The sequence below is a fragment of the Aequorivita sp. 609 genome, assembly GCF_014212065.1.
GTDB lineage: Bacteria > Bacteroidota > Bacteroidia > Flavobacteriales > Flavobacteriaceae > Aequorivita > Aequorivita sinensis.
The window spans coordinates 129,301-154,410 of the sequence record NZ_JACJVM010000012.1; the positions used below are offsets into that span (position 1 = coordinate 129,301).

Here is a 25,110-nt window from a genome sequence, read left to right on the forward strand (position 1 = left end):
TATTGTAAGTACCTACAACCAACCTGAATGGTTACAAAAAGCACTTTGGGGATTTGAGCAACAACTTGAAAAGAATTTTGAAATTATTATTGCCGACGATGGTTCGGGAGACGAAACCAAAAGAATGATTGATTCCTTTAAAGAGAATTCTCCTTTAAAAATCACACACGTTTGGCAAGAAGACCACGGTTTTCAAAAAACAAAAATTCTCAATAAAGCAATTGTAGCTTCAAAAGGGGAGTACCTCATTTTTACAGATGGGGATTGTATTCCAAGAAACGATTTAGTTTCTACACACCTTGGCTTAAGTCGTCCAGGATGTTTTCTTTCTGCGGGGTACTTCAAGCTTACCATGAGTATTTCTAAAAAAATTACAAGAGAAGACATAAAACTGCAACGTTGTTTTAATGCAAAATGGTTGTTAAAACAAGGATTAAAGAAAACATTCAAGATAAACAAACTTACTTCTTACGGTTTCAAAGAAGATTTTCTAAATACATTTACTCCTACTAGTGCTACTTGGGATGGTAACAATGCTTCAGGGTGGCGTAAGGATGTAATTGCAGTTAATGGATTCGACGAACGTATGCAATACGGTGGAGAAGACCGTGAAATGGGCGAGCGCTTAATGAACTACGGAATAAAACCCCTTCAAATTCGATATAGCACAGTAACCTTACATTTAGATCACGCTCGAGGGTATGTTACTAAAGACATGTTTGTAAAAAACAAAGCTATAAGACGTATTACAAAACAAGAAAAAAGAGTTTGGACGAAATACGGAATTCTAAAGACTGATGCTCCTGAAAGTGTTTTAAAGGAAAAAGTAGAAACTAACTAGACTTTTACATCAGAAAGGTGATGCGCTAAATAGGGCTTCAACTTTTTGAGAATCATTTCAGATTTTAATTCCTTGTAAAGCTCTTGAGGGTTTTTCTCAATCGACCTTCTTTCTTCTGGAGTAAAGCTTTTAAATAGGTCTGGAACTTCTTCTAGTAGATGAATGGATTGATGGAATACTTCATCTTCAAAACTATTCCAAGCATCTTTATCTATATAAGGTGAGTATATTGTGAAAGTTGGTTTGTTTACCGCCTTTGCTATGTGAACACTTCCTCCTTCATTACTGATTAACATATCGCATTGACTCATTAATACGGCAAAGCCACGAATACTATCTTCATAAATTTCCATATTTATCTTTTCCTTGTGCGCACACGCATTGTATATTTTTAAGGCTTCTTCTTTTTGATGAGGTGCATAATTGAAAAGGATGGTAGCCTTATAGTTTTTGGTGACAAAATCTATAAGCTCAACAATATACTCGTAGGGCATAGATTTATTTGGCGTGCTTCCTAAAACTCCAAACATTATAACAGGCCCACTAATGTTTTGTAATTTATTTTCGGATTTCTCTATTTCGCTTAAATATATTTTTGGTACATAGTCAGGTTCTGCCAATGGAAAAACTTGATATACTAAGTTAACTCTATCCTCAATCCCTCTTCCGCAAGGCAATGTGGCTTTCTTTTTGAAATTTATTGGATGCGTATAAAAAGGAAGTTTTAGTTTTTTATGTGCTTTTTTGAAGCCAACTCTGTATTGAGCTTTACTTGTAAGACAAATAATTCTACTTTGAAACTTAGCATAAGGGTCGAAGATAATATCGTAATTCTGCTCTCTAATTTTTAAAGCAGTTTCAAAAAGTTTGGGCAGACGCTTAAGCTCTTTTTGGTTTATTGAAATTATACGATCGATATTTGGGTTGTTTTCAAGTACACCAATAGTATAATCGTAAGCAAAAAAGGAAACTTCACTATTAGGAAATACTTTTTTAATATTATTAGCAATAACAGAGCTCAGTAGCACATCGCCAATACGTTTGTTTTGTATGATTAGTATTTTCTTCATAGTGTATTACTTTGTTAGACTTCGTCTTCTTTGCCAAAATTTGTACATCGCCTTAAAGTAAAGTTTGTATTTTCGTATAAAATCCCACAGCATAAGCACGGGATAAAGATTTTAAATTACCTTCGCAAAATACCTTTTTTGACTGTATAAATATTAAAAATGCGCGAGAATTTCGTAATCAATCCAAAATATTCACACTTGCAACCTGCATTGAAAGACGCACTTTATCAATTTGAAAAAGTAGGGGAGTATGTAACCAAAGGTGAGCGCAATGTTATAAAAAAAATAGAATTAAATGGTGTTGTATTCAATATTAAGAGTTTTAAAACACCTAATTTCTTTCAGTCTATAATATACCAATTCTTTAGAAAAAGTAAGGCAAAACGCTCTTTTGAGTACGCTTCTAAATTAGCTAACTTCGGAATTGGAACGCCAACACCTGTAGCATATATCGAGTTTTTTACATTTGGATTAAAACAGAGCTATTATATAAGTGAACACCTCGAATACGATTTCGATTTTCGAGTTTTAATTCATAAACCGAAGTTTGAAAATCGGGAAGAAATATTACGACAGTTTACCCAATTCACTTTTAAACTACACGAAAACGGAGTAAACTTTTTAGATCATTCCCCTGGGAATACTTTAATTACCGATGTAGGAAATAACAAATACGAATTCTATTTAATTGATTTGAATAGAATGAGATTTGAACCAATGAGTTTTGAAAAGCGAATGAATAACTTCCGCAGACTCTGGCCTTCAAAAACTATGGTTAAGATTATGGCCGATGAGTATGCTAAACTCTACAATAAAAGCTCTTCAGAAACCTATGAAACTATGCTGAAGTACAGTCGTAATTTTCAGAAAAAGAAAAACAGCAAAAAGCTGAGAAAGCGTAAAAGGCAGCGTTCTCGAGCTTAAAACTTCGCTGAAAGCTTCACATTAAAAATTCTCGGTGTTAAGTAATTCGGAATAGCGTATTGAAGTTTGCTATAAACATCTCTTACAAAAGTGTTTGTAATTGAGTTTTGAACATCGAATATATTGAAAATTTCTGCTCCAACCGAAAGTTCCTTAAATGGTTTTAACCACCCGCTATCTCTTAACTTCGTGTCATCTACAATTACGTAGCTAACGCCAATATCGGCACGCTTATAGTCTGGTAAACGCGTTTGATAGTTATAAGGGTCGGCATAACTTGGGGAACCACCTGGAAGTCCAGTGTTGTACGTCAAGTTAAGATACATTTTAAGCGATGGAATAACTTTTACGTAGTCCTGAAACAACATACCAAATTTTAGGCGTTGATCTGTAGGACGGAAAATATACCCTTTGTCATTAATGTTTTCCTCTGTTTTTAAATATCCAAAACTCAACCAGCTTTCTGTCCCTGGAACAAATTCTCCTGCCAGACGTACGTCTAAACCGTAAGCATAAGCAACAGCACTGTTGTTTGCACGATATCGAATACGAACGTTTTCTAACGTATATGGATTAACATTATCTAGGTGTTTGTAATATACTTCAGAATTCAATCTAAATTCGCGGTCCCACATTTTGAAGCTGTAATCGTTTCCGAATACAATGTGTACAGATTTTTGTGCCTTAACTCCAGGACGTACAGTTCCTGTTGAATCTCTTAACTCGCGATAGAACGGTGGTTGGTGGTACATACCTCCCGAAAGACGGAAAAGCATATCCATTTCCCAATCTGGTTTTAAAGAAACCTGTGCTCGTGGACTAAATACAGTTTGTGATGTACTTGTAATGTTTTGTCCGCTTACGGTCCAATTGTGCGCACGAACACCTGCATTTAACCAAAGGTCGCTACCTCCAAGAGTAGTTTTTCTACTCCATTGAGCATAACCAGATATACGGTCTATTTGCGTATCATTCATTGCTCTTACGTTTGTGTAAGGAACAATTGGCGAAGTATCTGGAGAGTAAGGTTGATTGTTAGGAGGGAAAATAGGTGGGCGAATTGAAAACCCAGCCGAGTCGATAATTTCATATTCGTTTACACGGTCGCGAATATCCTCGTGAGTGTATTTTATTCCGTATTCAATATTGTTATCTTCAATAGAAAGATTCCCCTTGTGTTCGAAGTTAAGGATTAAGGCATCCAAGTCGTTTCTAGCGTGAGTAAGTTGCCCGCCAATACCTCTTGTAAACTCTACTTGTCCTAAGTCTTCTCCTCCCAGGTCTGTGTTTACTTCACCTAAACGATATTCAGCAAGGATGTCGTAATATTCTTGTTCAGTAGTTTGATAAACAGATCCGATGAACTTAGCTGTGTAATTATCTGAAACAACCCAAGTTGATTTTAAAGCTCCAAAATAAGTGTTGTATTTATCTTCTTCTTGACCTTCATAAAACACAAGTAGCGCAATAGGATCGGAAATTGTACCGAAGTTAGTCTGTCTTGTTAGCGGTCTGTAATTGTATTCGTTAATTGATATATTACCTAAGAATCCAAGTTCAAATTTATTGCTGAATTTATAAGTAAGATATGTTTGGGCATCTGCGAATTTTGGTCTGTAATTGGTTTCTGTTTCTTTTGCTTGAACAAAAAGACTGTTATCGCGGTAGCGAATTCCGAAAATACCTGACAGACGACCATTTTTTGAAACCCCTTCTACAGAACCACTAGCTCCTAATAAACTAGCTTCTATGGAAGCACCAAAATTTACTGGGCGGCGATAGGTAATGTCTAGAACAGAAGAAAGTTTATCCCCATATTTTGCTTGAAATCCACCAGCTGAGAAATCTACATTGCTAGTAAGATCACTATTTACAAAGCTTAACCCTTCTTGTTGCCCGCTTCTAATTAAGAAAGGACGATAAACTTCAATTTCATTAACATAAACTAAGTTTTCGTCGTAATTACCACCACGAACAGCGTATTGAGTACTTAATTCGTCATTACCATTTACACCTGGAAGTGATTTTAGAAGGTTTTCAACACCCGCATTTGCACCTACCATTTTACGAATTACCTCTGGTGAAATAGTAGTTACCCCTTCAACGCGTTTGTTTTCTCTACCCGAAATTACAACTTCACTTATTTGCTCAATAGTAGTGTTCATTACAGGGTTTAACTCGTAATCCTCATTTGGAGAAAGGTTCACAGTTACCTGTACTTTTTTATGACTTAGATGCGAAAAAACAATAGTAACATCTTGATTTGATGGTACTTTAAGTAAGTAAAACCCATTAAAATCTGAAATAGTTCCAGTGTCGTTATAGGTTACATTTGCCCCAGCTACGGGAAAGTTGTTTTCGTCAAGAATAATTCCTTTTACAATCGATTTCTGAGCAAACACAACGGTTGCAAAACATAAAAAGAAAAGTGTGAGCGATAGTTTTATTGTTTTCAAAAGCTTGAATTAGGGGTGTTTTCTGAAAAATTTTGCTTCAAATGTAGCACTATTTCCTACATTATCAATCACTATAAGTTTCAAATTATTTTCAGTTTCTAAGTTTACATTGTCGTTAAAATTATAAACTAGAACGTCTGTTTTATAATCATATTCTGTTAAAATGAATTTTCCGTTGATGGTAGCTCTATACGAGCTAATACCACTTAAGTCATCTTTGATTTTAATTTTTAGAAAATTCTCATTGCTTATCCATTTGTCTTCTGAAAAATTTACAGGCTCTATCTCAGGTGGAATTGTATCTGATGCAATGATGTACGTTCCAAATGTTCTTGTTTTGGCTACAAGTTTATCGCCGTTTCTACTGGTAGAAGTGTAATAAGGTTCGCCCTTGGTGTTTAATCTACCTAAATAAAGCTTGTCCTTGTCTTCTTCTCTATAAGACGAAATATCTGCCGATAAGGTGATGTTGGTGTGAATTGGTACAATATCTTCGTGAAATATTAATGTATCTCCATCGGCGCGAATGTCTAAATAAGTGTCTTCGTATAAACTATTAGCCGGAATATAAATGCTGAATTTACCCTTTGTAATTGAAGTAGCGTGATCTGCATTGATATAATCGTCGGTAACCTTATTGTTTTTCGGATCGAGGATATCCATTTTAGCCCCTTCAATTGGAATTGTAACAAAAGTTGTATTTCCTTTTAAGTCGTTGATGCTAATGGTATAAATTGAATGTAAACTATCTTTTACCGTTACATATCCATTATCGTCTTCGTAGGTGATTACGCTTAATGGATTATTCTTTTCTCTAAATAGCTTTTGAATTCTACTTTTATTTGTCTCAAAGTATTCATAATCTATATACCTGTTGAGGTAGCGAGTTTCAGAGAATGAAAACTTATCGAAGGTAACTTCAAATTTTTCAGAACCATTAAAATTTGTTTGAATTCTATAACTACCGTTTTTATTTGAAGCTCCATCAAACTGGTCGTAGGTAGTTACTCCAAACCCGATTTTGCCATAAGCTTTAATGCCTTCGGTTTTATAGGTGCCATCTTTTTGCTTAATCAATCTTAATTTAGTTCTATTTTGACTTTGATTTACGTGTCCATCTTCATCTATTGTATAAGCGAAAACACCCATTAATAACGGAGCTTTAGAATCTGGAATATCGATACCAAAATGAAGTGGATTAATCGGTCTTTGTGAGGCATCACGGATTTCATAATGTAAGTGTGGGCCGCCGCTACCTCCTGTGTTTCCTGTATATGCAATTAAGTCTCCTTTTTTAACAGCTAAGAGGTTTTTGTCAGGAAAAAGTTCTATTTCGAATGATTCTTTTGCGTACTGGGTTTCCTTTACGTGTTTTTCAATTTCTCCTGCATAGCTTCTTAAATGTCCATAAACCGTGGTGTATCCATTAGGGTGTAAAATATATAGCGCTTTTCCATACCCGTAATGACTAACTTTAATTCTGCTTACATACCCATCTGCAGGGGCGTAAACTGGCATCCCTTCGCGTTGTTGAGTTTTTATATCTAAACCGCTGTGGAAATGATTAGAACGAAGCTCACCAAAACTTCCAGAGAGGATCATTTTTATATCCAATGGGTTTGAAAAATAATTTTTAGGAAAATTGTTTTGGGCATAAGTAAAGCTCCCGATAAGTAGGAGTAACGATAAAATTTTTTTCATAGTGTAAAAATAATAATACGTTAGGAATAAAAAAGGGACAACAACTTAATTAACGATATGTATGCTGATTCTATTTTAATTTGAATCCTTATTTCTTGCAATAATTATTAAAGTCCGATTGAAACTTTACAAAATAACTCTTTATAGAAAGAATTAATGCGCTTAATCCAGATCTAAAAATTGATTGTTGTATATTTATAAAAACTTAAAAACAAAAGATTTAGGTGTGTCCTAGTGAAAAATCACTTTAAGTATAGAATTTTGTGTTTTGTATTAGAATTTGCGGAGGAAAGTAACCGGGTTGCTTATGATCGAAATTAACTTAGGCTTTAAGAGTTTAATTGTTAATAACCTTTTGTTTAGAATTTGCATAGATAGCAAACTGCAATAGGTTGATTATCAAAGATAGTTTTGCAAATTTCTTTCTAATACCACAATTATTTGGTTTATCATTATAAAATACTGAAAAAATAACAGAAAACTGTTTGTGTTTTAGCAAGGGTATGCTAACTTTGTGAAAGAAGTATTGAACAAAAATTTTAATGAGTAATCTTTCTGAAATTGTTGATTCTCTTGAGAATAGAGTGGGTCAGTTGCTTAACAAGCATGAGAAATTAAAAACTGCCAATGCTCAATTGGAAGAAGAGATAATCAATTTAAAGTTAAAACAGCAGCAATCTGAACAAGAAATTGAAGCTTTAACCGAAAAAAACAATTCATTAAAACTCGCAAACTCAATGCTTGGCAGTGACCAACATAAACGAGAAACGAAACTCAAGATAAACGCTTTAGTTCGGGAAATAGATCAATGTATTGCCCAACTTTCCGAATAATATAACAATGTCAGAACAATTAAAAATAAAACTATCGATAGCAGACAGGGTTTATCCCTTGACTATCAATCCTTCGCAGGAGGAGGGGTTGAGATTGGCGGCGAAGAAGATAGAAGAAATGATTAAGAAGTTCGAGCAAAGTTATGCTGTGCGTGACAAACAGGATGTGTTAGCAATGAGCGCCCTCCAGTTTGCTGCCCAGGTAGAGCAAAAACAAATAGATAGATCTAGTGAAACCAAGGAAGCAGAAGAAAGGCTAAGGGCTTTAAGTCAAATCCTGGAGGAGCAACTATCGTAACGTTCTTTTAATTAAATAAGGTAACTGCCTACATTAATATTATTTTTGGTAAACTCAACACGAATTCTTTAAAAAAGGGTGAGTTAAAGTTGTAAAAGCGGGCCGTCTTCGAGCGGATTCTTGATCAGCTTGTTAGCCCTAAACATTTTTTTAAGGAGTTTATTCAAAACTAATGTATTGATGTAGGCTTTTTTTTATATAAAAATCAACAAATAAATGGATATAGTAACTATAATAATTAGTGCCATCGTTGGGATAGCGATTGGTTTTTTTATTGCAAAAATACTGGAGAGAAATAACGCATCCCACGTTTTATCAAGAGCTAAAAAAAGTGCTGCAGCAATATTAAAAGAAGCAAAATCTGAGGCAGAAAGCATAAAAAAAGACAAAATATTACAAGCGAAAGAGAAGTTCCTAGAACTTAAAGCAGAACATGAGAAAGTAATATTAAGCCGTGATAAAAAGATTTCTGACACTGAAAAAAGAGTACGTGATAAGGAATCGCAAGTTTCTAACGAACTAGCAAAATCAAAGAAATTAAACGCTGAACTTCAATCAAAACAACAAGAGTTTGACGAGAGAATTTCAGTTCTAGATAAAAAACAAAGTGAAGTAGATAGACTTCACCGCAGTCAAGTAGAGCAATTAGAGGTAATCAGTAGCTTATCTGCTGAAGAGGCTAAAGCTCAGTTAATGGAAAGCCTAAAAGACGAAGCCAAAACTCAAGCTATGGCTTTTGTTCAAAACTCTGTTGAAGAGGCCAAAATGACTGCTCAACAAGAGGCAAAGAAAATCATTATCAATACTATTCAACGTATAGGAACAGAAGAAGCAGTTGAAAATTGCGTTTCTGTATTTAACCTAGAAAGCGATGATGTAAAAGGTAGAATTATTGGTCGTGAAGGTCGAAATATTCGTGCTATTGAAGCAGCTACTGGGGTTGAAATTATAGTAGACGATACTCCTGAGGCAATTATTCTTTCTTGTTTTGATTCAGTAAGAAGGGAAATTGCACGTCTATCACTGCATAAACTTGTAACAGACGGACGCATTCACCCTGCACGTATTGAAGAGGTTGTTCAGAAAACAACCAAGCAGATAGAAGAAGAGATCATTGAAGTTGGTAAGCGTACAGTTATCGATTTAGGAATCCACGGTTTACACCCAGAGCTTATTAAAGCTGTTGGACGTATGAAGTATCGATCGTCTTACGGACAAAACCTATTACATCACTCACGTGAGGTTGCAAAACTTTGTGGAGTAATGGCTGCAGAGCTTGGTTTAAATGCTAAACTTGCTAAAAGAGCTGGATTATTGCACGATATAGGGAAGGTACCAGAAACGGAAACAGAAATGCCTCACGCACTTTTAGGAATGCAATGGGCTGAGAAATACGGTGAAAAGCCTGAGGTTTGCAATGCTATTGGTGCTCACCACGACGAAATTGAAATGACAAGCTTACTATCTCCTATTGTTCAGGTATGTGACGCTATTAGCGGTGCACGACCTGGAGCAAGACGACAAGTATTAGACTCTTACATTCAGCGTTTGAAGGATTTAGAAGATATCGCTTTTGGTTTTGGAGGGGTTAATAAAGCCTACGCCATCCAAGCAGGACGTGAGCTTCGTGTAATGGTTGAAAGTGAAAAAGTAAGCGACGAGAAAGCTGCACAATTATCTTTTGAAATTTCACAAAAAATCCAAACGGATATGACGTATCCTGGTCAAGTGAAAGTAACTGTTATCCGTGAAACACGATCAGTTAATATAGCGAAGTAAATAAGATTAAACTATATATAAAATAAGCCGCAATGAACATTGCGGCTTGTTTTTTTGTTGAAATCTATTAGTCCTTATTCATCATAAAGATTTACATATCCCTTAGATTCTTCTTCAAAGAACTTTCCATTGATGTATCTGTAATGGCGGTCTAATTTGGCAATTTTCTCCATGTCAGAATCTCTGAGTTCTACATCTGCCGATTTAAAATTCGAAATTATATGATCTTTGGTTGTAGATTTTGGGATAGCAGCACAGCCTCTGTGATTATGCCAGGCAATTAGTACTTGTGGTACAGTAGCGCTTCTATCCTTGGCAATTTCTTTTAAAACATCTATATCAAACATATTTGGTTCGTCTTCGGCTTTCATTGCTGAAATACGATCTCCCGAACCTAGTGGTGAGTATGCTGTAAGCAAAATGTTTTCACTTTTACAATACTCTAATAAATCGTTTTGCTGGAGCAGCGGGTGAAGTTCTACCTGATTCATTTCGGGTTTTATGGTTGCTTTAGAAATCAGGTCTTTTAACTTCTTAACGCTAAAATTGGAAACTCCAATATGCTTTGCTAGTCCGTTTTTCTTGGCTTCTTCCATTTGTTTCCAAGTTTCTATTAGCGGAGCTTCTTCAAGAGTAAGATAGTCGCTCGGTTTCTTAGGAAATTCAACTCCATTTCTAAAGGCTACTGGCCAATGGATTAAATATAAATCTAAGTAATCCAATTGAAGTTTTTTAAGTGAATCTTGCAAGGCTGGGATTACTTGGCCTTCTGCGTGAGAGTCGTTCCAGAGTTTGGAAGTAATGAATACATCTTCGCGATATATTTTACCTTCTGCAAATATCTCGGCTAAGGCTTCTCCAATAATTGCTTCATTGCCGTAATTTGTAGCGGTGTCTATATGTCTATAACCTGCGTAAATAGCGTCTTTTATCGCTTTTTTCAACTCATTTCCAATTGATTTCCAAGTTCCTAATCCAATGGCGTGCATAGTATCACCATTACTGAATTTTAATGTCTTCATATATATTTTTTTTCTTTTTAAGTTAAACCTTCAAAATATAAAAGGATTGTAGGAAAAGAAAAAAAATGTAGCTGTTTGGGAGTTTTTTAACCTTATGAATTCAGAAAAAAAAGTGCTTTCGTAATTGAAATATCATCATAATTTCCACCTACCTTCTAGGGTGAAATTTATTGATAACTTCAGTCAAGTGTTTTCGGTCAATATGAGTGTAAATTTCGGTAGTAGTAATGCTTTCATGTCCTAGCATTTGTTGAATTGCACGTAAATCGGCACCGTTTTCTAAAAGGTGAGTAGCATAGGAGTGTCTAAAAGTATGCGGACTAATGGTTTTTTTTATTCCTGCTTTTTCAGCTAAACGCTTTACAATGGTAAATATCATGGCCCGTGTAAGCTGCCTGCCGTGTTGGTTTAAAAAAAGCGTATCGGCATCCTTAGGGTCTATTTTATGATGAACTCGTACTTGTTTTTGGTAAATGGTTATATATTTTTCTGTGATAGGACTAATAGGGACTAAACGCTGTTTATCACCTTTCCCCGTGACTTTAATAAAGCCCTCATCAAAATACAAATCGGATATTTTCAGGTTTGTTAATTCTGAAACACGAAGTCCGCAGCCGTAAAGTGTTTCTATTATCGCACGATTGCGCTCTCCTTGTTTAGAACTTAAGTCGATTGCACCTATAAGAGAGTCAATTTCTTCAATCGCAAGAGTATCAGGAAGTTTTCTACCCAGTTTTGGAGCTTCAATTAATTCTAAAGGATTAGTATTTCGATAATCTTCAAAAATTAAATACGTAAAAAAGCCTTTTAGCCCTGAAATTAACCTGCTCTGTGAGCGAGGGTTTATTGTTTTTGCTGTGTCATATATAAACTGCTGAAGCGTTTCTTCAGAAATAGAAATAGGAGAAGTCTTTATTTCATTTTTTTCTAACCAGCGCATTAGTTTCTTAACATCTAACGAATAATTAATTATAGAATTATCTGAAAGTCCACGTTCTAAGCGGAGGAAATTTTGATAATCTTTTAGAGTTTGTTGCCAGTTCATAGTGCTATATTACTACTAATTATAATAGTTAACAAAATTCTAAATATTTTAATATGTATATGATTAATGATAACTTGTCGTTTTAATTAACAAATCAAAACTTTACACTATGAAGAAATTAATGATTGCGTTTTGTGCACTTTTTATGGGAGCTACTGCTTTTTCCCAAAACCTTGATTTAGGGATTAAAGCTGGGGCTAACTTTGCGAATATCTCAGATGTTAATGATTTATCCAGTAAAACTGGTTTCCAAGCAGGTATTTTTGCTGGAATAAAATTTACCGACAAAGTTGGGATTCAGGCAGATGTTCTGTATTCACAACAAGGAGCGGAGTTTGATTATGGAAAATTCGACTTAAACTATGTAAACGTACCCGTTGTATTGAAATACTACTTAGTACAGGGTTTAAATATTCAAGCAGGGCCGCAATTTGGGTTTATTTTGGATGATGATATTTATGAAAACAGATTAGGAAGCAATTCTATTAAGGCAAATGCTGAAAAAAGTGACGTTTCTGGAATTGTAGGAGCTGGATACGATTTTCCTTTCGGAGTTCGTTTGGATGCTAGGTACAACTTTGGATTGTCTGATGTTTCAAAAACAGAAGGATTTGAAGGGAAAAACACAGTGTTTTCCCTTGCACTAGGATACTCTTTCCTATAATGAGAAAACATAATTATAATAAATAAGCCATCCATTATGGGTGGCTTTTTTTATAAGATTTTACTTTTGGAAGGCAATCTAAAATATTGCTATTCCAAAACAATTTGATACTAACGATATTAACAATTAAAGTAAAAGCATATTAGATTGTTAGATATACTATATATTTGTTTTCGTTAAAACTAAACCGAATTAATATGAAAAAACTGATAGTTGCAGTTATCATCTTATTTATTGGAGTAAATTCTTATTCACAAGAATTTGATCTTGGAATAAAAGGTGGGATTAATTTTTCGAATATTTATGGCTTAGAACCACTTAATTTAGAATATAAAGAAGGGATTGTAGTAGGAGTTTTTGCAGGTATAAAGTTTTCAGATAGAATTGGGTTGCAAGTCGATGCATTATATTCTGAACAAGGAGCTAAATTTACGGATAGCGGAAAGTTTGAATTAACTTATTTAAATGTACCTGTTGTTTTAAAGTATTATCTTGTAGATGATCAGCCACTTTATATACAAGTAGGACCACAAGTTGGAATTTTATTAAAAGATGACTTAAGAACCGTTATTGATAATACTAGTATTAAAGCAGTTGGAAATGATACCGATATTTCTGCTGTAATGGGTATGGGATACGATTTCCCGTATGGAATTAGAATTGAAGGTCGATTTAACCTAGGAATTACAAATGTTACCGATTACCAGTTAGAAAGCGGAAGACATAAGTATATTTCGCTAACCATTGGTTATTCCTTCCTATAGGTAGAATTTGAGTATAGATAACACAAGCCACTCATTCAGGGTGGTTTTTTTGTATAAACATTAAGACGATTTCATAAAAACCGCTAAAGTTTGGTAGTTTTCAGTTAAAAGAAAATTAAAAATTAGGATGTGAAATGACTAATTTATGACTTTTGAAGTGTTAACTAAAAAAACAAATAAATATGAAAAAGTTATTTTTTATTGCAGCAACTATAATGTTATCAGTAACTGCGACACAAGCGCAAGAAGTGCGTTTAGGAGCAAAAGGTGGTGTTAACTTCGCTAACTTAGGTGGTGATATCGACGATGCTGATTCTAGAACAGGTTTCCATATTGGTGCTTTAGTAGAAATTCCAGTTACTGAAAGATTTTCAGTTCAGCCAGAGGTTTTATACTCTGCTCAAGGTGCTAAGTATGAAGAAAGCGGCACAGAAGCGGGTGTTGATTATTTGTTCAGATCAGACCTTAAACTAGACTATATTCAGGTACCTGTAATGGCTAAGTTTTATGTAGCTGAGGGATTTGCAATTGAAGCTGGTCCACAAATTGGTTTTCTTGCATCTTCTAAAGCAGAATCTGAAAGCACAATTGGTGGAGTAACTGTAAAAGATGAAGGTGATATAGAAGATATCTCTAGTATAGATTTCGGTCTAGGTGCCGGTGTATCTTATAGACTTCCAATGGGAGTTTTCTTTGGAGCACGTTATAACCACGGATTATCAAATATTAACGATTCTGGTGATGATAAAGTAAACAACAGTGTTTTCCAATTATCAGCAGGATACTCATTCTAATAACTTAGAATCTTATTAATACAATTTAAAACCACCCATTTTGGGTGGTTTTTTTATATCTAAAAAGCACTTTGAATTTAACACCTACGCTGCTAATATTCTTATTTTCTGTATTTTACAGTATATGGTTCCTTCTATTACCAAATTCTAACCGAAAACCCCCGAATTCTAAATAGGACTTGTTAAGCCTTAGTTAGATACATAGGTTTGTGTATACATTTTTGAAGAAGTGAAGTAATGTTGCAAGGGAAAATGTCTATTGAAATATTAAATTAAAAATTTTAACTATTAATTTTTAAACTAAATCAATCAATTATGAAAAAAATTCTACTTTTTATCGCAGTAGTAGCATTAACCTGTACCACTGCTCAAGCTCAAGAAGTTCGCTTAGGTGCAAAACTAGGTCTAAACGTAGCCTCTTTAGGAGGGGATAGCTATGGTGTTGGGAGTCTAGGTTCTAGAACAAGTTTCCATATAGGAGCATTAGCTGAAATTCCATTAAAAGGAAAATTTGCCCTTCAACCAGAATTATTATATTCTTCTGAAGGTTCAAATTGGAACGCTTGGGGATTGGGAAATAGTGATATTAAGCTAGATTATTTACGTGTTCCTGTATTGGCAAAATTTTATATAATCGAAGGCTTAAGCGCTGAAGCAGGCCCTGTTTTTGGAGTACTAGTTAGTGCTAGTGATGCTAGTGATGACGATACAAAAGATTACTATAAAAGCTTTGATGCCGCATTTGGAATTGGTGCGACTTACCGTTTAAATATGGGTGTTTTCTTTAGTTTGCGTTATAACAAAGGCTTATTAGATGTTAATGATAGGGATGTTGTAGATTACGGCTCAAACCAAAGTAACGTATTCCAAGTATCAGCAGGATATTCTTTCTAACCAAATTATATTTTTTTTTGAAAGCAGGAAATTCATTTTCCTGCTTTTTTTTGTTTTATACAATTCATAAGTAATCTTATATTTTTTATGTGTAGATTAGATAAATTAATATAAACAACCAACACATGAAAAAACTATTACTAATTACAGTACTATCGGTAGTGTCAATTGCTACGGCTAGTGCTCAAGGGATAACCTATGGTGTAAAAGCTGGGGTAAACTTATCGACTTTTACTGGAGATTCATTTACAGGATTCGATACACGGGTAGGGCTTCATATTGGGGGATTAGCAGAAATTCCACTTTCGGAAAAATTTTCAGTTCAGCCAGAAGTGCTCTATTCCCAAAAAGGAAGCGAGTTTTTTGGAACGGAAACACACTTGAGCTACCTTGATGTTCCTATTATGGCAAAATATCACATAGTTCATGGGCTTAGTGTAGAATTAGGGCCTGTGCCAAGCTTTCTTGTAAATGCAGAGCAAACTAAGAGTGGAGTAGAGAGTGATGTTTCCGATTATACAAAAACTTTTGACTTTGGAATTGGGGGTGGTGTAAGCTATAAACTTCCAATGGGTGTCTTTTTTAGCTTGAGATTTACTAAAGGATTAATGGAAATTAGTGAGCCTGAAAAGTACGATCCAGAAGATGATTATAGATTAAACGTTGAAAACAACGTGTTTCAAATCTCTGCGGGTTATACATTTTAAACTTAATTAGCTATATTGTATTTAGAATTTACGAGGTGAAGTATATATTAAAAAAAATCTAATTATTATGAAAAAAATATTCGCTTTTTCGTTTTTGCTTTTGTTTGTTTTTATTTCGGTAAAAGCACAATCTGAATTAAGGTTAGGAGTAAAGGGAGGAGTTAATTTTGCTAATGTTGGAGGTGATTTTACCAATAATACTAAAGGAGTGTTTGGGTTTCATCTAGGTGGTTTAGCAGAATTTCCAATTGTAACAAATTTAACTTTTCAACCTGAAATCTTATTTTCTGCTCAAGGTTCTGAGCATAATACGATAGCTACAGATGGTCCAAAGATAATTACAAATCTCAATTACGTTAATCTACCGTTAATGGCAAAGTATTACCTTATAGATAATTTTAGCGTAATGGGAGGGCCACAGCTAGGGTATCTTGTTTCTGCTAAAAATGAAATTACCTCCTCAGGATTTTTGGGTAGATCTACCGTTCAAAAAAACGATTTAAAAGACGAAATAAGTAATTTCGATTTCGGACTTGGAATAGGTGCAGAATATCGATTAGATTTAGGGGTATTTGTTCAGCTACGGTATGTTATTGGAGTGTCTAATGTAAATGAAAAGGAAGGGGTAGTTCTTGGATACCATCGTACATCTAATGACGTTAAAAGCACCAATAACGTCTTGCAAATTTCTGCTGGGTATTCGTTTTAATTCCTGTTCATTTTGTTTTATGAATAAGAATTTATTGCTCTTTCTTTAATTTTCTATATTTACGGTATGAAAATAATCATTGTAAACGGGCCGAACCTAAACTTGCTCGGAAATAGAGAAAACGATATCTACGGAAACGAGTCGTTTACTGAATTTTTAGAGAGACTTCAGAAGAAATATGCAAATCTTGAGATTTCTTATTTTCAGTCTAATATTGAAGGTGAAATAATTGATAAAATTCAAGAAGTGGGCTTCAGTTACAACGGTATTATTCTAAACGCGGCTGCCTATACACATACTTCAGTAGGTATAGCCGATGCCGTAAGAGCAATTACAACTCCAGTAGTAGAAGTGCATATTTCCAATACTTTTTCTAGAGAAGACTTTCGTCATAAAAGCTACATCTCACCCCATGCTAAAGGGATAATAGTAGGTTTTGGATTGCAGAGCTATGAGCTAGCGTTACAAAGTTTTTTGGAAGAAAGACTTTAGAAGATGATTGGTGATTGGTAGATTTTAGTTTTTGAGAAGACTAAAAAGGATATGCTTAACATTATTAAATTAAATAGATTTGGGAACAGGAGCATGAATCTTAAGTTGTGACGTTTGAGCCATGAACTGGTGGTCTTACTTTTGAAACCGTTGGCTAATCTGACCCCTTCCGACTTTCAAATCGTTTTACGATTTGAAAGCCACCTTCCCCTAAAAGAGGGGAAGGAGCTTTATATTGATTTGAAAAAACGGTAACTAGTTACCGTTTTTCAAATCTCAAATCTCAAATCTCAAATCTCACGACTTAGATTTTAAGTTTAGGTTAATCATTTTGTTTTATTCATTCGATTATGAAAAATATAGTATTTTCGCGCGCTTAAAGCAAACATACTTGACATCATGATCAACAACTTTACTATGGAAACCAGAATTGCCTGAACTGTTATTTCAGCGTTTTTTATTTCAGTTTCTGCTTTTTCGCAAGTAGGGATTAACAATACTAATCCAACAACTACACTCGATGTTAAGGGTGGAATTTTTTTAAGAGAAAGTGTAGCTCCACTTAAAATAAATGACGGTGTTAGTGAAAATATTGATTTAGGAGAAGTGCCTTATTCTCAATACTTAATTGAAGGCCCTACTGGTGCTTTTTCGATAAAGAGTATTAAGCCAATTTCAAATGCCGATGGTCAAATTGTACGATTGATAAATAGTACAGCTTATGATATGACAATTGTAAATGATAAAACGGCAAATCCTTTAAGAATTTTATGTCCAAATGAAAGTAATTTCAATTTAAAAGGGAAAAACTCATCGGTAACCTTACAATACAGTAAATCTCTTAGTAAATGGACAGTTTTGGAATATGCATCAAAGCAGGGTATGAGAAAAATTGATGCAATTGGAAAATCTAATATTCATCGGCAAAATTCCTCTTGGGATACTTTTGATGAATTAGATATAGAAATTACTCCTTCTAGCCCATTAATTTACTTAAACTTTAATGCTACCGGGCGTCGATATTTATTAGCATCTGCTAAATTCCGAATTCTAGTAAATGGCGACCCAATTCCAGGACTTGAAATTAGAGCGTCAAATAGTGGTGGATCCTACCATGCCTCACTTTCAATGTATCCATTAGAAGTGACTCCCGGTGAAAAAATTAAATTTAGTGTGCAATGGTTTAGAGAAGGATCAGCTATTTTTGTCATTTATAATCACCCCTTATCAGACCCATCACATAATAGATATCTTACAATTATAGACTAGGTTTTAGGCCGTAAATTGAAGTGAATTTTATATTAAATCAGCATCATAAAAAAGGGCCAGACTTTTAAGTCCGGCCCTTTTTAATTATTATTACATTTAATTTTTTTAAAGATTCTAAATTTCATCATCTCACATCTCACATCTAATATCTAGCATCTATCTTCCATCCAAAGATTACAAATGAATTACTTCTCCATAAGCATCTGCAACGGCTTCCATTACAGCTTCACTCATTGTTGGGTGCGGGTGGATTGCTTTTAATACTTCATATCCTGTAGTTTCAAGTTTTCTACCTAAAACAGCTTCAGCAATCATATCGGTTACACCAGCACCAATCATATGGCAACCTAACCATTCGCCGTATTTAGCGTCGAAGATTACTTTAACGAATCCGTCTTTATTACCTGAAGCACTAGCTTTTCCACTTGCAGAGAATGGGAATTTACCAACTTTAATTTCGTAACCCGCTTCCTTGGCTTGTTTTTCGGTCATACCTACACTTGCAATTTCTGGACTAGCGTATGTACACCCTGGAATGTTACCGTAGTCTATTGATTCTACATTGTGTCCAGCAATTTTTTCAACGCAAGTAATACCTTCTGCTGAAGCAACGTGGGCTAGGGCAGGACCAGGAACAACATCACCAATAGCATAGTAACCAGGAATGTTAGTTTGGTAAAAATCATTTACCATAATCTTCCCTTTATCGGTTACAATACCTACGTCTTCAAGTCCGATATTTTCAATATTTGACGCGATACCCACAGCAGAAAGAACTATTTCTGCCTCAAGAGTTTCTTCGCCTTTTTTAGTTTTTACAGTAGCTTTTACAGTTTTACCAGAAGTATCAAGTTTTTCAACAGAAGAATTTGTCATTACTTTAATTCCAGCTTTCTTAAATGAACGCTCAAATTGTTTAGACACTTCTTCATCTTCTAGAGGTACTAGGTTTGGTAAATACTCAACGATAGTAACTTCGGTACCCATAGAATTGTAAAAATGTGCAAACTCAACACCTATTGCACCACTTCCTACTACTATCATACTTTTAGGCTGCTTTTCTAAAGTCATTGCTTCGCGGTAACCAATAACCTTTTTGCCATCTTGCTTAAGGTTAGGTAATTCTCGTGAACGCGCACCAGTGGCAACAATAATATGATCTGCAGAATATTCTTTTCCGTCAACATCAACTTTCTTTCCAGCTTTTAGCTTTCCGAAACCATTGATAACGTCAATTTTGTTTTTCTTCAACAAAAACTGAACACCTTTGCTCATTCCATCAGCTACGCCACGACTTCTTTCAATAACTTTTCCGAAATCTTTGTCAAATTCTTTTACGCTAAGGCCATAGCTATCTGCATGTTTTAGGTAGTCAAAAACCTGTGCACTTTTTAAAAGTGCTTTTGTAGGAATACATCCCCAGTTTAAACATACGCCTCCAAGGCTTTCTTTTTCAACAATAGCGGTCTTTAAACCTAATTGTGAAGCTCTGATGGCAGTAACATAACCACCTGGCCCACTTCCTAAAACTATTACGTCGTATTTGCTCATTTTATGTATTTAAGTCTGATTTTTTTTGGAGGTACGAAATTACGAAAACTAAAATGAAGATGAAAATGAAATGTTAGTAAGGATTTGAGAGGTTTTTTTTTGACGTAAGACTGTAGGACGTAAGACGTAGGATAAATTCTGGATGCGAAAGTGGTGAGGGGTGCTTATTGACGTAGGACTGTAGGATGTAAGACGTAGGATAAATTCTGGATGCGAAAGTGGTGAGGGGTGCTTATAGACGTAGGACTGTAGGACGTAAGACGTAGGATAAATTCTGGATGCGAAAGTGGTGAGGGGTGCTTATTGACGTAGGAGTGTAGGACGTAAGACGTAGGATAAATTCTGGATGCGAAAGTGGTGAGGGGTGCTTATAGACGTAGGACTGTAGGATGTAAGACGTAGGATGAATTCTGGATGCGAAAGTGGTGAGGGGTGCTTATAGACGTAGGACTGTAGGATGTAAGACGTAGGATAAATTCTGATATCGAAAGTGGTTTGTGGGTAGATAAGCGTCAGGAAAATAGAAACTAGAATCTAGACACAGGGGTAGTAGATAATTGAAATGACATTAAAAACGATTCTCTACCAACAACCAACGACCACCGACTAAAGACTAACGACTAAAGACTAAAGACCAACAACCAACCTATCATTTCAGAGGTTTTGATGCTTTTAAATTTCGGTATATTTTGTAAAATGATTTTGCGGTTTTAATAATTATAATTACTTATAATTTATGTTTTCTTAGTAAACACGTTTATTTAACATTAAAAAATTAATAAAGTCAACTATATATTGTAAATTCATTGATGTTTTAACCAATTATGAATTAGGGGGTAACCCTTGAAAAAGCTTTATTATGAAAATATACTTCCAAAAGGTGGGGATCTTTGGGCTCATATTCCTATTCGTATTATTTTATCAAAACACAATAGCTCAAGTAGGGGTTGGTACTACTAATCCAAACACTAATGCAGTTTTAGAAGTTCATTCTTCCCCGGGAGCGGAGGGTGGTTTATTGTTGCCAAGTGTAGCGCTTTCCTCAACTGATAGTTTTTTACCACTTTCTGCACATGTTGCAGGGATGTTGGTTTATAATACTGTAACAGCAGGTAGTGCTCCAAACATTGTTACTCCTGGTTATTATTTTAATAATGGAGTAAATTGGGTGCGCATAGCTGATGCTTCAGTTCCAAACGATGACTGGACTTTAACAGGGAATAACGGGTTAAATGCTACTAATAATTTTATAGGAACTTTAGATGCAACTAATTTAAGATTTAGAACCTCTAACACAGAAGCTTTTGAAATTTCAAGTGGCAATGCGACCAATCGTGGGAAATTACGAGCTATGACAGATGGTACTGCGGCATTACCTGTTTATTCTTGGTCTTCAGATACTGATACTGGAATTTATAGGGTAGGAGCAAATTCGCTAGGGTTTTCAACAAATGGTAATGAGCGAGTGAGAGTATCTTCAAGTGGAAATATGAGAATTGGTTCAGGAGCAAATGCATCTGAGAAGCTAGAAGTGGATGGAAATTTAAGGATTAATGGTGCGTTTATGCCTGGAAATCAGGCGGGAGATGCAGGAAGAGTTTTGGTTTCAAATGGTCCGGGAAGTACTCCAGTTTGGGGTGGAAGCTTAGGGAATGTAAACCAAATTAATAGATATGCTACTATAAATGGGACGACTTTAAATCCTGGCGATGTAATTTCAATAACAGTGAATTTAACAGGACTTACAACTAGCGCATCTGCATTTGTAAATATTCAAGGAAATTGGACTTCACCTATTTATGACGATATAACGATTCACAATATAGAGATAAGAACAAATGGAGTTCGCTTTGTCGTGTCTAATAACACTGGTTTTGTTATTTATCCGGATATGATTTTTAATATTACTATTATACGATAATATGAAAGCAATAAAATTAATATTTATTATAAGTTGCTTGTTTTATTCAGCAATTGGAATAACTCAAGAAAAAAATTATGATCAAGTTAATAATCAAAGTGAAGAAAATTCGTCTAAAACAAGTACAAGGAATTTAACTCTTACGCCAGTTCTAATTAATCCGGCTGCTACAACAGTAGAAAAAACTTTTCATTCAAGAATTTCAAGCAGTAATATTGTCGATAACGACTCTTTGCGTAAGGAAACTTTTCTATCCTTAGAGCCAATTACTAATCAAAGTACTTTAACGTATAAACGAAGTATTGACAGTATTAAAAATTCTAATTTAAAGAGTAATAAGAGTGTAATTTTAAATGCTGTTTTAATCTCACCAGATGAATAAACTTCCTAGATTGTTTTGATGTTTATCACATAATTTAATATTTATAGTGGGAATATGTCAAGTTATTGTTGTTTATATTGATTAACGATGGAAATTTTTCAAAAATTAATGATAAATAGGTATTTTATTTTTATGTTTGTTATTGTTGTAAAATTCTGATACAACATAACTTAAGTATAAACTTAAAATTTCAATTACGGATGAATCAACACTACACCTTTCGAAAAGTAATCCTATTTTATTTTTTTTCATTCCTAACGATAACTGCCTTTTCTCAAGTGGGGATAGGTACTACAAACCCAAATACCAATGCGTTATTAGAGATAGATGCGTCAACTACTCCTGGAGGATTGCTTTTGCCTAGGGTAGCTCTTGTTGCAACTAATAATGTAGCTCCTTTATCCGCTCACTTAGCAGGGATGGCAGTTTATAACACTGCAACTACTACTGGCACTAATGGAGTTTCTCCAGGATATTATTTTAATGACGGAAGTAGATGGGTGCGAATTGCAGCAACTTCAGATGCTAGTGATGATTGGAAGCTAACAGGGAATGCGGGTACTGTGCCGGGTACAAATTTTATAGGTACAACGGATAATCAACCGTTTCGAGTGAGAACTGATAATCAAGAGCGGTTTGAGTTTACAAATAATGGTAGGTTGCGAAGTTTTCATTATGGAGGACCTGGACAACCTACCTATTCTTGGGTAGATAGATCTAATACAGGAATGTGGAGTCAAGCAGATAATGTTATAAGTTTTTCAACAAATGGAACTGAGAAATTTAGAATACCTAATGCTGAACAAGTACATGCAATGGGCAATGGAACTGCTGCAGCTCCTTTTTATTCATGGAGTTCAGATAGTGATATAGGAATGTATAGAATAGGGGCAAATACTTTAGGATTATCTACTAATGGTAATGAAAGGATGAGAATTATAAGTGGTGGAAATGTTGGGGTAAATACAGGGAATAGCTTGTGGACAGATGTCTCTTTAACTGCTTTTGCATTAAATAATAATGACGATGGTGTTGCTGGTAGTGCTACTAATGGTATCGGAGTTTATGGTCAATCTATAGACTACGTTGGTGTACAAGGTACTGTTGTGAGTTCAAGCTCTTTGGCTGGAGTTGTAGGGTCAAACGCTTCAGATAGTTACGGAGATGGAGTTTGGGGTTTAACTAGATTAGGGCAAGATGGAGTTTATGGAGAGAAATCCTCTGGTCTTGGAAATGGAGTTTTTGGGAATTCCACTAATATAGGTGTACGAGGAGTAGGTGGGAATGGAGGAATATTTGAGTCTGGTTTAAATAATGGATTTGGTCTTATTGCATGGAATACAACTCTTTTTGGTGCTAACCGGAATGGTTTACTAGCCATTGGTCAGAATTTAGGATATACATTAAATTTCCCAGGAACTGGAGCAGTATTAGTCGGAAGAAGTAGTGGTGGTTCGGGATGGGCTGACAATAATGATGGAACAGGTCTAATTGGAGTAGGTAATAAATTAAATACAGCATCTATTTCAGTAAATGGTGCAGGTGTGGCTGGTACAGGGGCTTCTGTAGGAGTATATGGAAAAGCAAATGCGGGTGCAAACCCTATTGGTGTTATAGGAGTAGGTAATAATATAGGTACTTATACTATACCCAGTGGTAATCAAGGAGCAGGAGTCGCAGGGACTGGATTAAATATAGGGGTTTTCGGCCATGCTACGGACGAGAATGGGTATGGTGTTTACTCTTCAGGAGATTTTCATGCCACGGGAACAATTACATCGGATCAACCAATTGTAGTGCCAAGGGGTATAATTAGCGATGGTTTTATTATAGAAGATGGACATGTAATGGTAGCTAACACTATTAATAGCCAAACAATTTCTGCCTCAGGAAATTTAACCGCAGGAGGAACGAAAAATTTTATAATAGATGATCCTCGAGATCCTGCAAACAAGTATTTAAAACACGCTAGTATCGAATCGAATGAAATTCTTAATCTGTATCGAGGTGTAAATGCATTTGATTCATCGGGGGAAGTTGTGGTTCAATTACCAGATTACTATGATGCTATTAATAAAAATGCTTCCTATCAGCTTACCTCCATTGGTGCAGCTATGCCAAATATACATATAGCAAAAGAAGTTAAGAATGGGGTTTTTGTAATAGCAGGTGGTGTGCCGGGTAAAAAAGTATCTTGGGTAGTAACTGCCGAAAGAAACGACCCTTACATTAGAAACAATCCAGAAAATCGTATTATGGTCGTCGATAAAGGGTCTGAAAGAGGGTTATATTTAACTCCTGAGGTATACGGACAATCTGCGGATAAAGGAATTTTAAGAAATAAAATAAGTGGAATTCAAAATAAAACAAATTCACATTTGAGTAGAAACTCTGTTGGTACTGCAGAAATGCAATCACAAACTTTAGATGCTACAAAAATAAATAGAGAAGAAGTTTTAAATCAAACAATGCCATTAAGAGAAGTGAAAAATCCTGAATCAATTAAAAGAATTAACAATCAGTATAAACCTCAAGGTAGTACTGAAAATAATGTTTCCAAAAACGAGAATCCTAGCTTATCAGAAATTGGAAATTCTAAAACATCTTCTATTGAACAACAACCTAGTGCAACCCCAGTAAATACATCTGTTAAGGATAAAGGTAATATCCAAAAAGCAGATTAAAAAAATGAATATTTCTATTAAAGAAACCCCTTGCGATTCTATCGAAGGGGTTTCATCATTTTATTTTTAGTAATTCATGCCATTTAAATATAAAAACTGAGTGCTTCCCAAAATAATTTCCCACTATATTTCTATCCCATTATCCTATTTTTTCTAATTAATTAACGGTAAATATCTTTTCGAATTTCTTTTATACATTGCTTTAAAAGTTCCTTAGTTCTTTTAAAAAATTCTTAATAAAACCTTAAAATATTATCGAATTTTTTATAAGTTTGTTTGTAATAAGACTGATTTTTTTATAAAATATCAT

22 protein-coding genes and 1 other RNA gene are annotated in these 25,110 nt (G+C 34.8%); 17 read left to right on the forward strand and 6 right to left on the reverse strand.

Translation table 11 applies throughout. The features are described 5' to 3' along the window. The first annotated feature begins 1 nt into the window (after position 1). On the forward strand, positions 2-841 hold the full coding sequence (locus H4O20_RS15140) for a glycosyltransferase family 2 protein (RefSeq protein WP_333907983.1): 840 nt from the start codon (positions 2-4) through the stop codon (positions 839-841). Here H4O20_RS15140 and H4O20_RS06225 read toward each other — a convergent pair. Then, positions 838-1,911: a glycosyltransferase family 9 protein gene (locus tag H4O20_RS06225; protein ID WP_185098621.1), complete on the reverse strand. Its 1,074-nt coding sequence runs from the start codon at positions 1,909-1,911 to the stop codon at positions 838-840. The genes H4O20_RS15140 and H4O20_RS06225 overlap by 4 nt on opposite strands. Positions 1,912-2,070: 159 nt before the next feature. Between H4O20_RS06225 and H4O20_RS06230 the strand changes: the two genes are divergently transcribed. Then, positions 2,071-2,835, forward strand: coding sequence for a lipopolysaccharide kinase InaA family protein (locus tag H4O20_RS06230; protein WP_185098622.1), 765 nt, complete (start codon positions 2,071-2,073; stop codon positions 2,833-2,835). On the opposite strand, the gene H4O20_RS06235 is transcribed toward H4O20_RS06230, so the two are convergent. Both H4O20_RS06235 and H4O20_RS06240 read right to left on the reverse strand, forming a co-directional pair. Beyond that, positions 2,832-5,291 carry a carboxypeptidase-like regulatory domain-containing protein gene (locus H4O20_RS06235; RefSeq protein WP_185098623.1) on the reverse strand — a complete coding sequence of 820 codons (2,460 nt, stop codon included), beginning with the start codon at positions 5,289-5,291 and terminating at the stop codon, positions 2,832-2,834. The genes H4O20_RS06230 and H4O20_RS06235 overlap by 4 nt on opposite strands. Positions 5,292-5,300: 9 nt before the next feature. Continuing rightward, positions 5,301-6,992, reverse strand: a complete 1,692-nt coding sequence (locus H4O20_RS06240; RefSeq protein WP_185098624.1) for a M23 family metallopeptidase — start codon at positions 6,990-6,992, stop codon at positions 5,301-5,303. A 542-nt stretch (positions 6,993-7,534) separates the two neighbouring features. On the opposite strand from H4O20_RS06240, the gene H4O20_RS06245 reads away from it, so the two are divergent. From H4O20_RS06245 to rny, 4 genes are all read left to right on the forward strand, one after another. Further along, entirely contained in the window at positions 7,535-7,825 is a 291-nt protein-coding gene (locus H4O20_RS06245; RefSeq protein ID WP_185098625.1) for a hypothetical protein, read from the forward strand. 7 nt (positions 7,826-7,832) lie between these two features. After that, positions 7,833-8,123 (forward strand): cell division protein ZapA, encoded by a 291-nt coding sequence (locus H4O20_RS06250; RefSeq protein WP_185098626.1) that lies wholly within the window; start codon positions 7,833-7,835, stop codon positions 8,121-8,123. A gap of 52 nt (positions 8,124-8,175) precedes the next feature. Continuing rightward, positions 8,176-8,284: non-coding RNA, 6S RNA (gene ssrS / locus H4O20_RS06255), on the forward strand. Between the two features lie 55 nt (positions 8,285-8,339). After that, positions 8,340-9,902: a ribonuclease Y gene (gene rny, locus H4O20_RS06260; protein ID WP_139854890.1), complete on the forward strand. Its 1,563-nt coding sequence runs from the start codon at positions 8,340-8,342 to the stop codon at positions 9,900-9,902. Positions 9,903-9,976: 74 nt separating this feature from the next. Here rny and H4O20_RS06265 read toward each other — a convergent pair whose 3' ends face one another. Beyond that, on the reverse strand, positions 9,977-10,924 hold the full coding sequence (locus H4O20_RS06265) for an aldo/keto reductase (RefSeq protein ID WP_185098627.1): 948 nt from the start codon (positions 10,922-10,924) through the stop codon (positions 9,977-9,979). A gap of 148 nt (positions 10,925-11,072) precedes the next feature. Further along, on the reverse strand, positions 11,073-11,969 hold the full coding sequence (gene xerD / locus H4O20_RS06270) for a site-specific tyrosine recombinase XerD (protein WP_185098628.1): 897 nt from the start codon (positions 11,967-11,969) through the stop codon (positions 11,073-11,075). 109 nt (positions 11,970-12,078) lie between these two features. Here xerD and H4O20_RS06275 point away from each other — a divergent pair, with 109 nt between their 5' ends. The 8 genes from H4O20_RS06275 to H4O20_RS06310 all read left to right on the forward strand — a co-directional run bounded on the left by H4O20_RS06275 (position 12,079) and on the right by H4O20_RS06310 (position 18,262). Then, the gene (locus H4O20_RS06275) at positions 12,079-12,633 is read left to right on the forward strand and encodes a porin family protein (RefSeq protein WP_185098629.1); all 555 of its coding nucleotides are present in this window, start codon (positions 12,079-12,081) and stop codon (positions 12,631-12,633) included. A gap of 197 nt (positions 12,634-12,830) precedes the next feature. Beyond that, positions 12,831-13,397 carry a porin family protein gene (locus tag H4O20_RS06280; RefSeq protein WP_185098630.1) on the forward strand — a complete coding sequence of 189 codons (567 nt, stop codon included), beginning with the start codon at positions 12,831-12,833 and terminating at the stop codon, positions 13,395-13,397. Positions 13,398-13,579: 182 nt separating this feature from the next. Further along, positions 13,580-14,191, forward strand: coding sequence for a porin family protein (locus H4O20_RS06285; RefSeq protein ID WP_139854885.1), 612 nt, complete (start codon positions 13,580-13,582; stop codon positions 14,189-14,191). A 315-nt stretch (positions 14,192-14,506) separates the two neighbouring features. After that, positions 14,507-15,085 (forward strand): porin family protein, encoded by a 579-nt coding sequence (locus H4O20_RS06290; protein ID WP_185098631.1) that lies wholly within the window; start codon positions 14,507-14,509, stop codon positions 15,083-15,085. A 125-nt stretch (positions 15,086-15,210) separates the two neighbouring features. Continuing rightward, entirely contained in the window at positions 15,211-15,792 is a 582-nt protein-coding gene (locus H4O20_RS06295) for a porin family protein (protein WP_185098632.1), read from the forward strand. 67 nt (positions 15,793-15,859) lie between these two features. Next, on the forward strand, positions 15,860-16,501 hold the full coding sequence (locus H4O20_RS06300) for a porin family protein (RefSeq protein ID WP_185098633.1): 642 nt from the start codon (positions 15,860-15,862) through the stop codon (positions 16,499-16,501). Between the two features lie 66 nt (positions 16,502-16,567). Continuing rightward, entirely contained in the window at positions 16,568-16,993 is a 426-nt protein-coding gene (gene aroQ, locus H4O20_RS06305) for a type II 3-dehydroquinate dehydratase (RefSeq protein WP_139854881.1), read from the forward strand. A gap of 606 nt (positions 16,994-17,599) precedes the next feature. Next, positions 17,600-18,262, forward strand: coding sequence for a hypothetical protein (locus H4O20_RS06310; protein ID WP_185098634.1), 663 nt, complete (start codon positions 17,600-17,602; stop codon positions 18,260-18,262). Between the two features lie 174 nt (positions 18,263-18,436). On the opposite strand, the gene lpdA is transcribed toward H4O20_RS06310, so the two are convergent. Further along, positions 18,437-19,813, reverse strand: coding sequence for a dihydrolipoyl dehydrogenase (lpdA, locus tag H4O20_RS06315; RefSeq protein WP_185098635.1), 1,377 nt, complete (start codon positions 19,811-19,813; stop codon positions 18,437-18,439). 859 nt (positions 19,814-20,672) lie between these two features. Here lpdA and H4O20_RS06320 point away from each other — a divergent pair. The 3 genes from H4O20_RS06320 (at position 20,673) to H4O20_RS06330 (ending at position 24,800) form a co-directional block, all read left to right on the forward strand. Next, entirely contained in the window at positions 20,673-21,734 is a 1,062-nt protein-coding gene (locus H4O20_RS06320; RefSeq protein WP_185098636.1) for a hypothetical protein, read from the forward strand. A gap of 1 nt (position 21,735) precedes the next feature. Beyond that, complete coding sequence (locus H4O20_RS06325) at positions 21,736-22,116, forward strand: hypothetical protein (protein WP_139854877.1); 381 nt, start codon at positions 21,736-21,738, stop codon at positions 22,114-22,116. 200 nt (positions 22,117-22,316) lie between these two features. Then, positions 22,317-24,800, forward strand: a complete 2,484-nt coding sequence (locus tag H4O20_RS06330; RefSeq protein ID WP_185098637.1) for a hypothetical protein — start codon at positions 22,317-22,319, stop codon at positions 24,798-24,800. Positions 24,801-25,110: the final 310 nt, after the last annotated feature.

What these genes read in the sequence shown, in the direction of transcription:
- H4O20_RS06225 (WP_185098621.1), bottom strand. Translation starts at nt 1,911, where the DNA reads ATGAAGAAAATACTAATCATACAAAACAAACGTATTGGCGATGTGCTA.
- H4O20_RS06230 (WP_185098622.1), top strand. Translation starts at nt 2,071, where the DNA reads ATGCGCGAGAATTTCGTAATCAATCCAAAATATTCACACTTGCAACCT.
- H4O20_RS06240 (WP_185098624.1), bottom strand. Translation starts at nt 6,992, where the DNA reads ATGAAAAAAATTTTATCGTTACTCCTACTTATCGGGAGCTTTACTTAT.
- H4O20_RS06245 (WP_185098625.1), top strand. Translation starts at nt 7,535, where the DNA reads ATGAGTAATCTTTCTGAAATTGTTGATTCTCTTGAGAATAGAGTGGGT.
- H4O20_RS06250 (WP_185098626.1), top strand. Translation starts at nt 7,833, where the DNA reads ATGTCAGAACAATTAAAAATAAAACTATCGATAGCAGACAGGGTTTAT.
- rny (WP_139854890.1), top strand. Translation starts at nt 8,340, where the DNA reads ATGGATATAGTAACTATAATAATTAGTGCCATCGTTGGGATAGCGATT.
- H4O20_RS06265 (WP_185098627.1), bottom strand. Translation starts at nt 10,924, where the DNA reads ATGAAGACATTAAAATTCAGTAATGGTGATACTATGCACGCCATTGGA.
- xerD (WP_185098628.1), bottom strand. Translation starts at nt 11,969, where the DNA reads ATGAACTGGCAACAAACTCTAAAAGATTATCAAAATTTCCTCCGCTTA.
- H4O20_RS06275 (WP_185098629.1), top strand. Translation starts at nt 12,079, where the DNA reads ATGAAGAAATTAATGATTGCGTTTTGTGCACTTTTTATGGGAGCTACT.
- H4O20_RS06280 (WP_185098630.1), top strand. Translation starts at nt 12,831, where the DNA reads ATGAAAAAACTGATAGTTGCAGTTATCATCTTATTTATTGGAGTAAAT.
- H4O20_RS06285 (WP_139854885.1), top strand. Translation starts at nt 13,580, where the DNA reads ATGAAAAAGTTATTTTTTATTGCAGCAACTATAATGTTATCAGTAACT.
- H4O20_RS06290 (WP_185098631.1), top strand. Translation starts at nt 14,507, where the DNA reads ATGAAAAAAATTCTACTTTTTATCGCAGTAGTAGCATTAACCTGTACC.
- H4O20_RS06295 (WP_185098632.1), top strand. Translation starts at nt 15,211, where the DNA reads ATGAAAAAACTATTACTAATTACAGTACTATCGGTAGTGTCAATTGCT.
- H4O20_RS06300 (WP_185098633.1), top strand. Translation starts at nt 15,860, where the DNA reads ATGAAAAAAATATTCGCTTTTTCGTTTTTGCTTTTGTTTGTTTTTATT.
- aroQ (WP_139854881.1), top strand. Translation starts at nt 16,568, where the DNA reads ATGAAAATAATCATTGTAAACGGGCCGAACCTAAACTTGCTCGGAAAT.
- lpdA (WP_185098635.1), bottom strand. Translation starts at nt 19,813, where the DNA reads ATGAGCAAATACGACGTAATAGTTTTAGGAAGTGGGCCAGGTGGTTAT.
- H4O20_RS06320 (WP_185098636.1), top strand. Translation starts at nt 20,673, where the DNA reads ATGAAAATATACTTCCAAAAGGTGGGGATCTTTGGGCTCATATTCCTA.
- H4O20_RS06325 (WP_139854877.1), top strand. Translation starts at nt 21,736, where the DNA reads ATGAAAGCAATAAAATTAATATTTATTATAAGTTGCTTGTTTTATTCA.
- H4O20_RS06330 (WP_185098637.1), top strand. Translation starts at nt 22,317, where the DNA reads ATGAATCAACACTACACCTTTCGAAAAGTAATCCTATTTTATTTTTTT.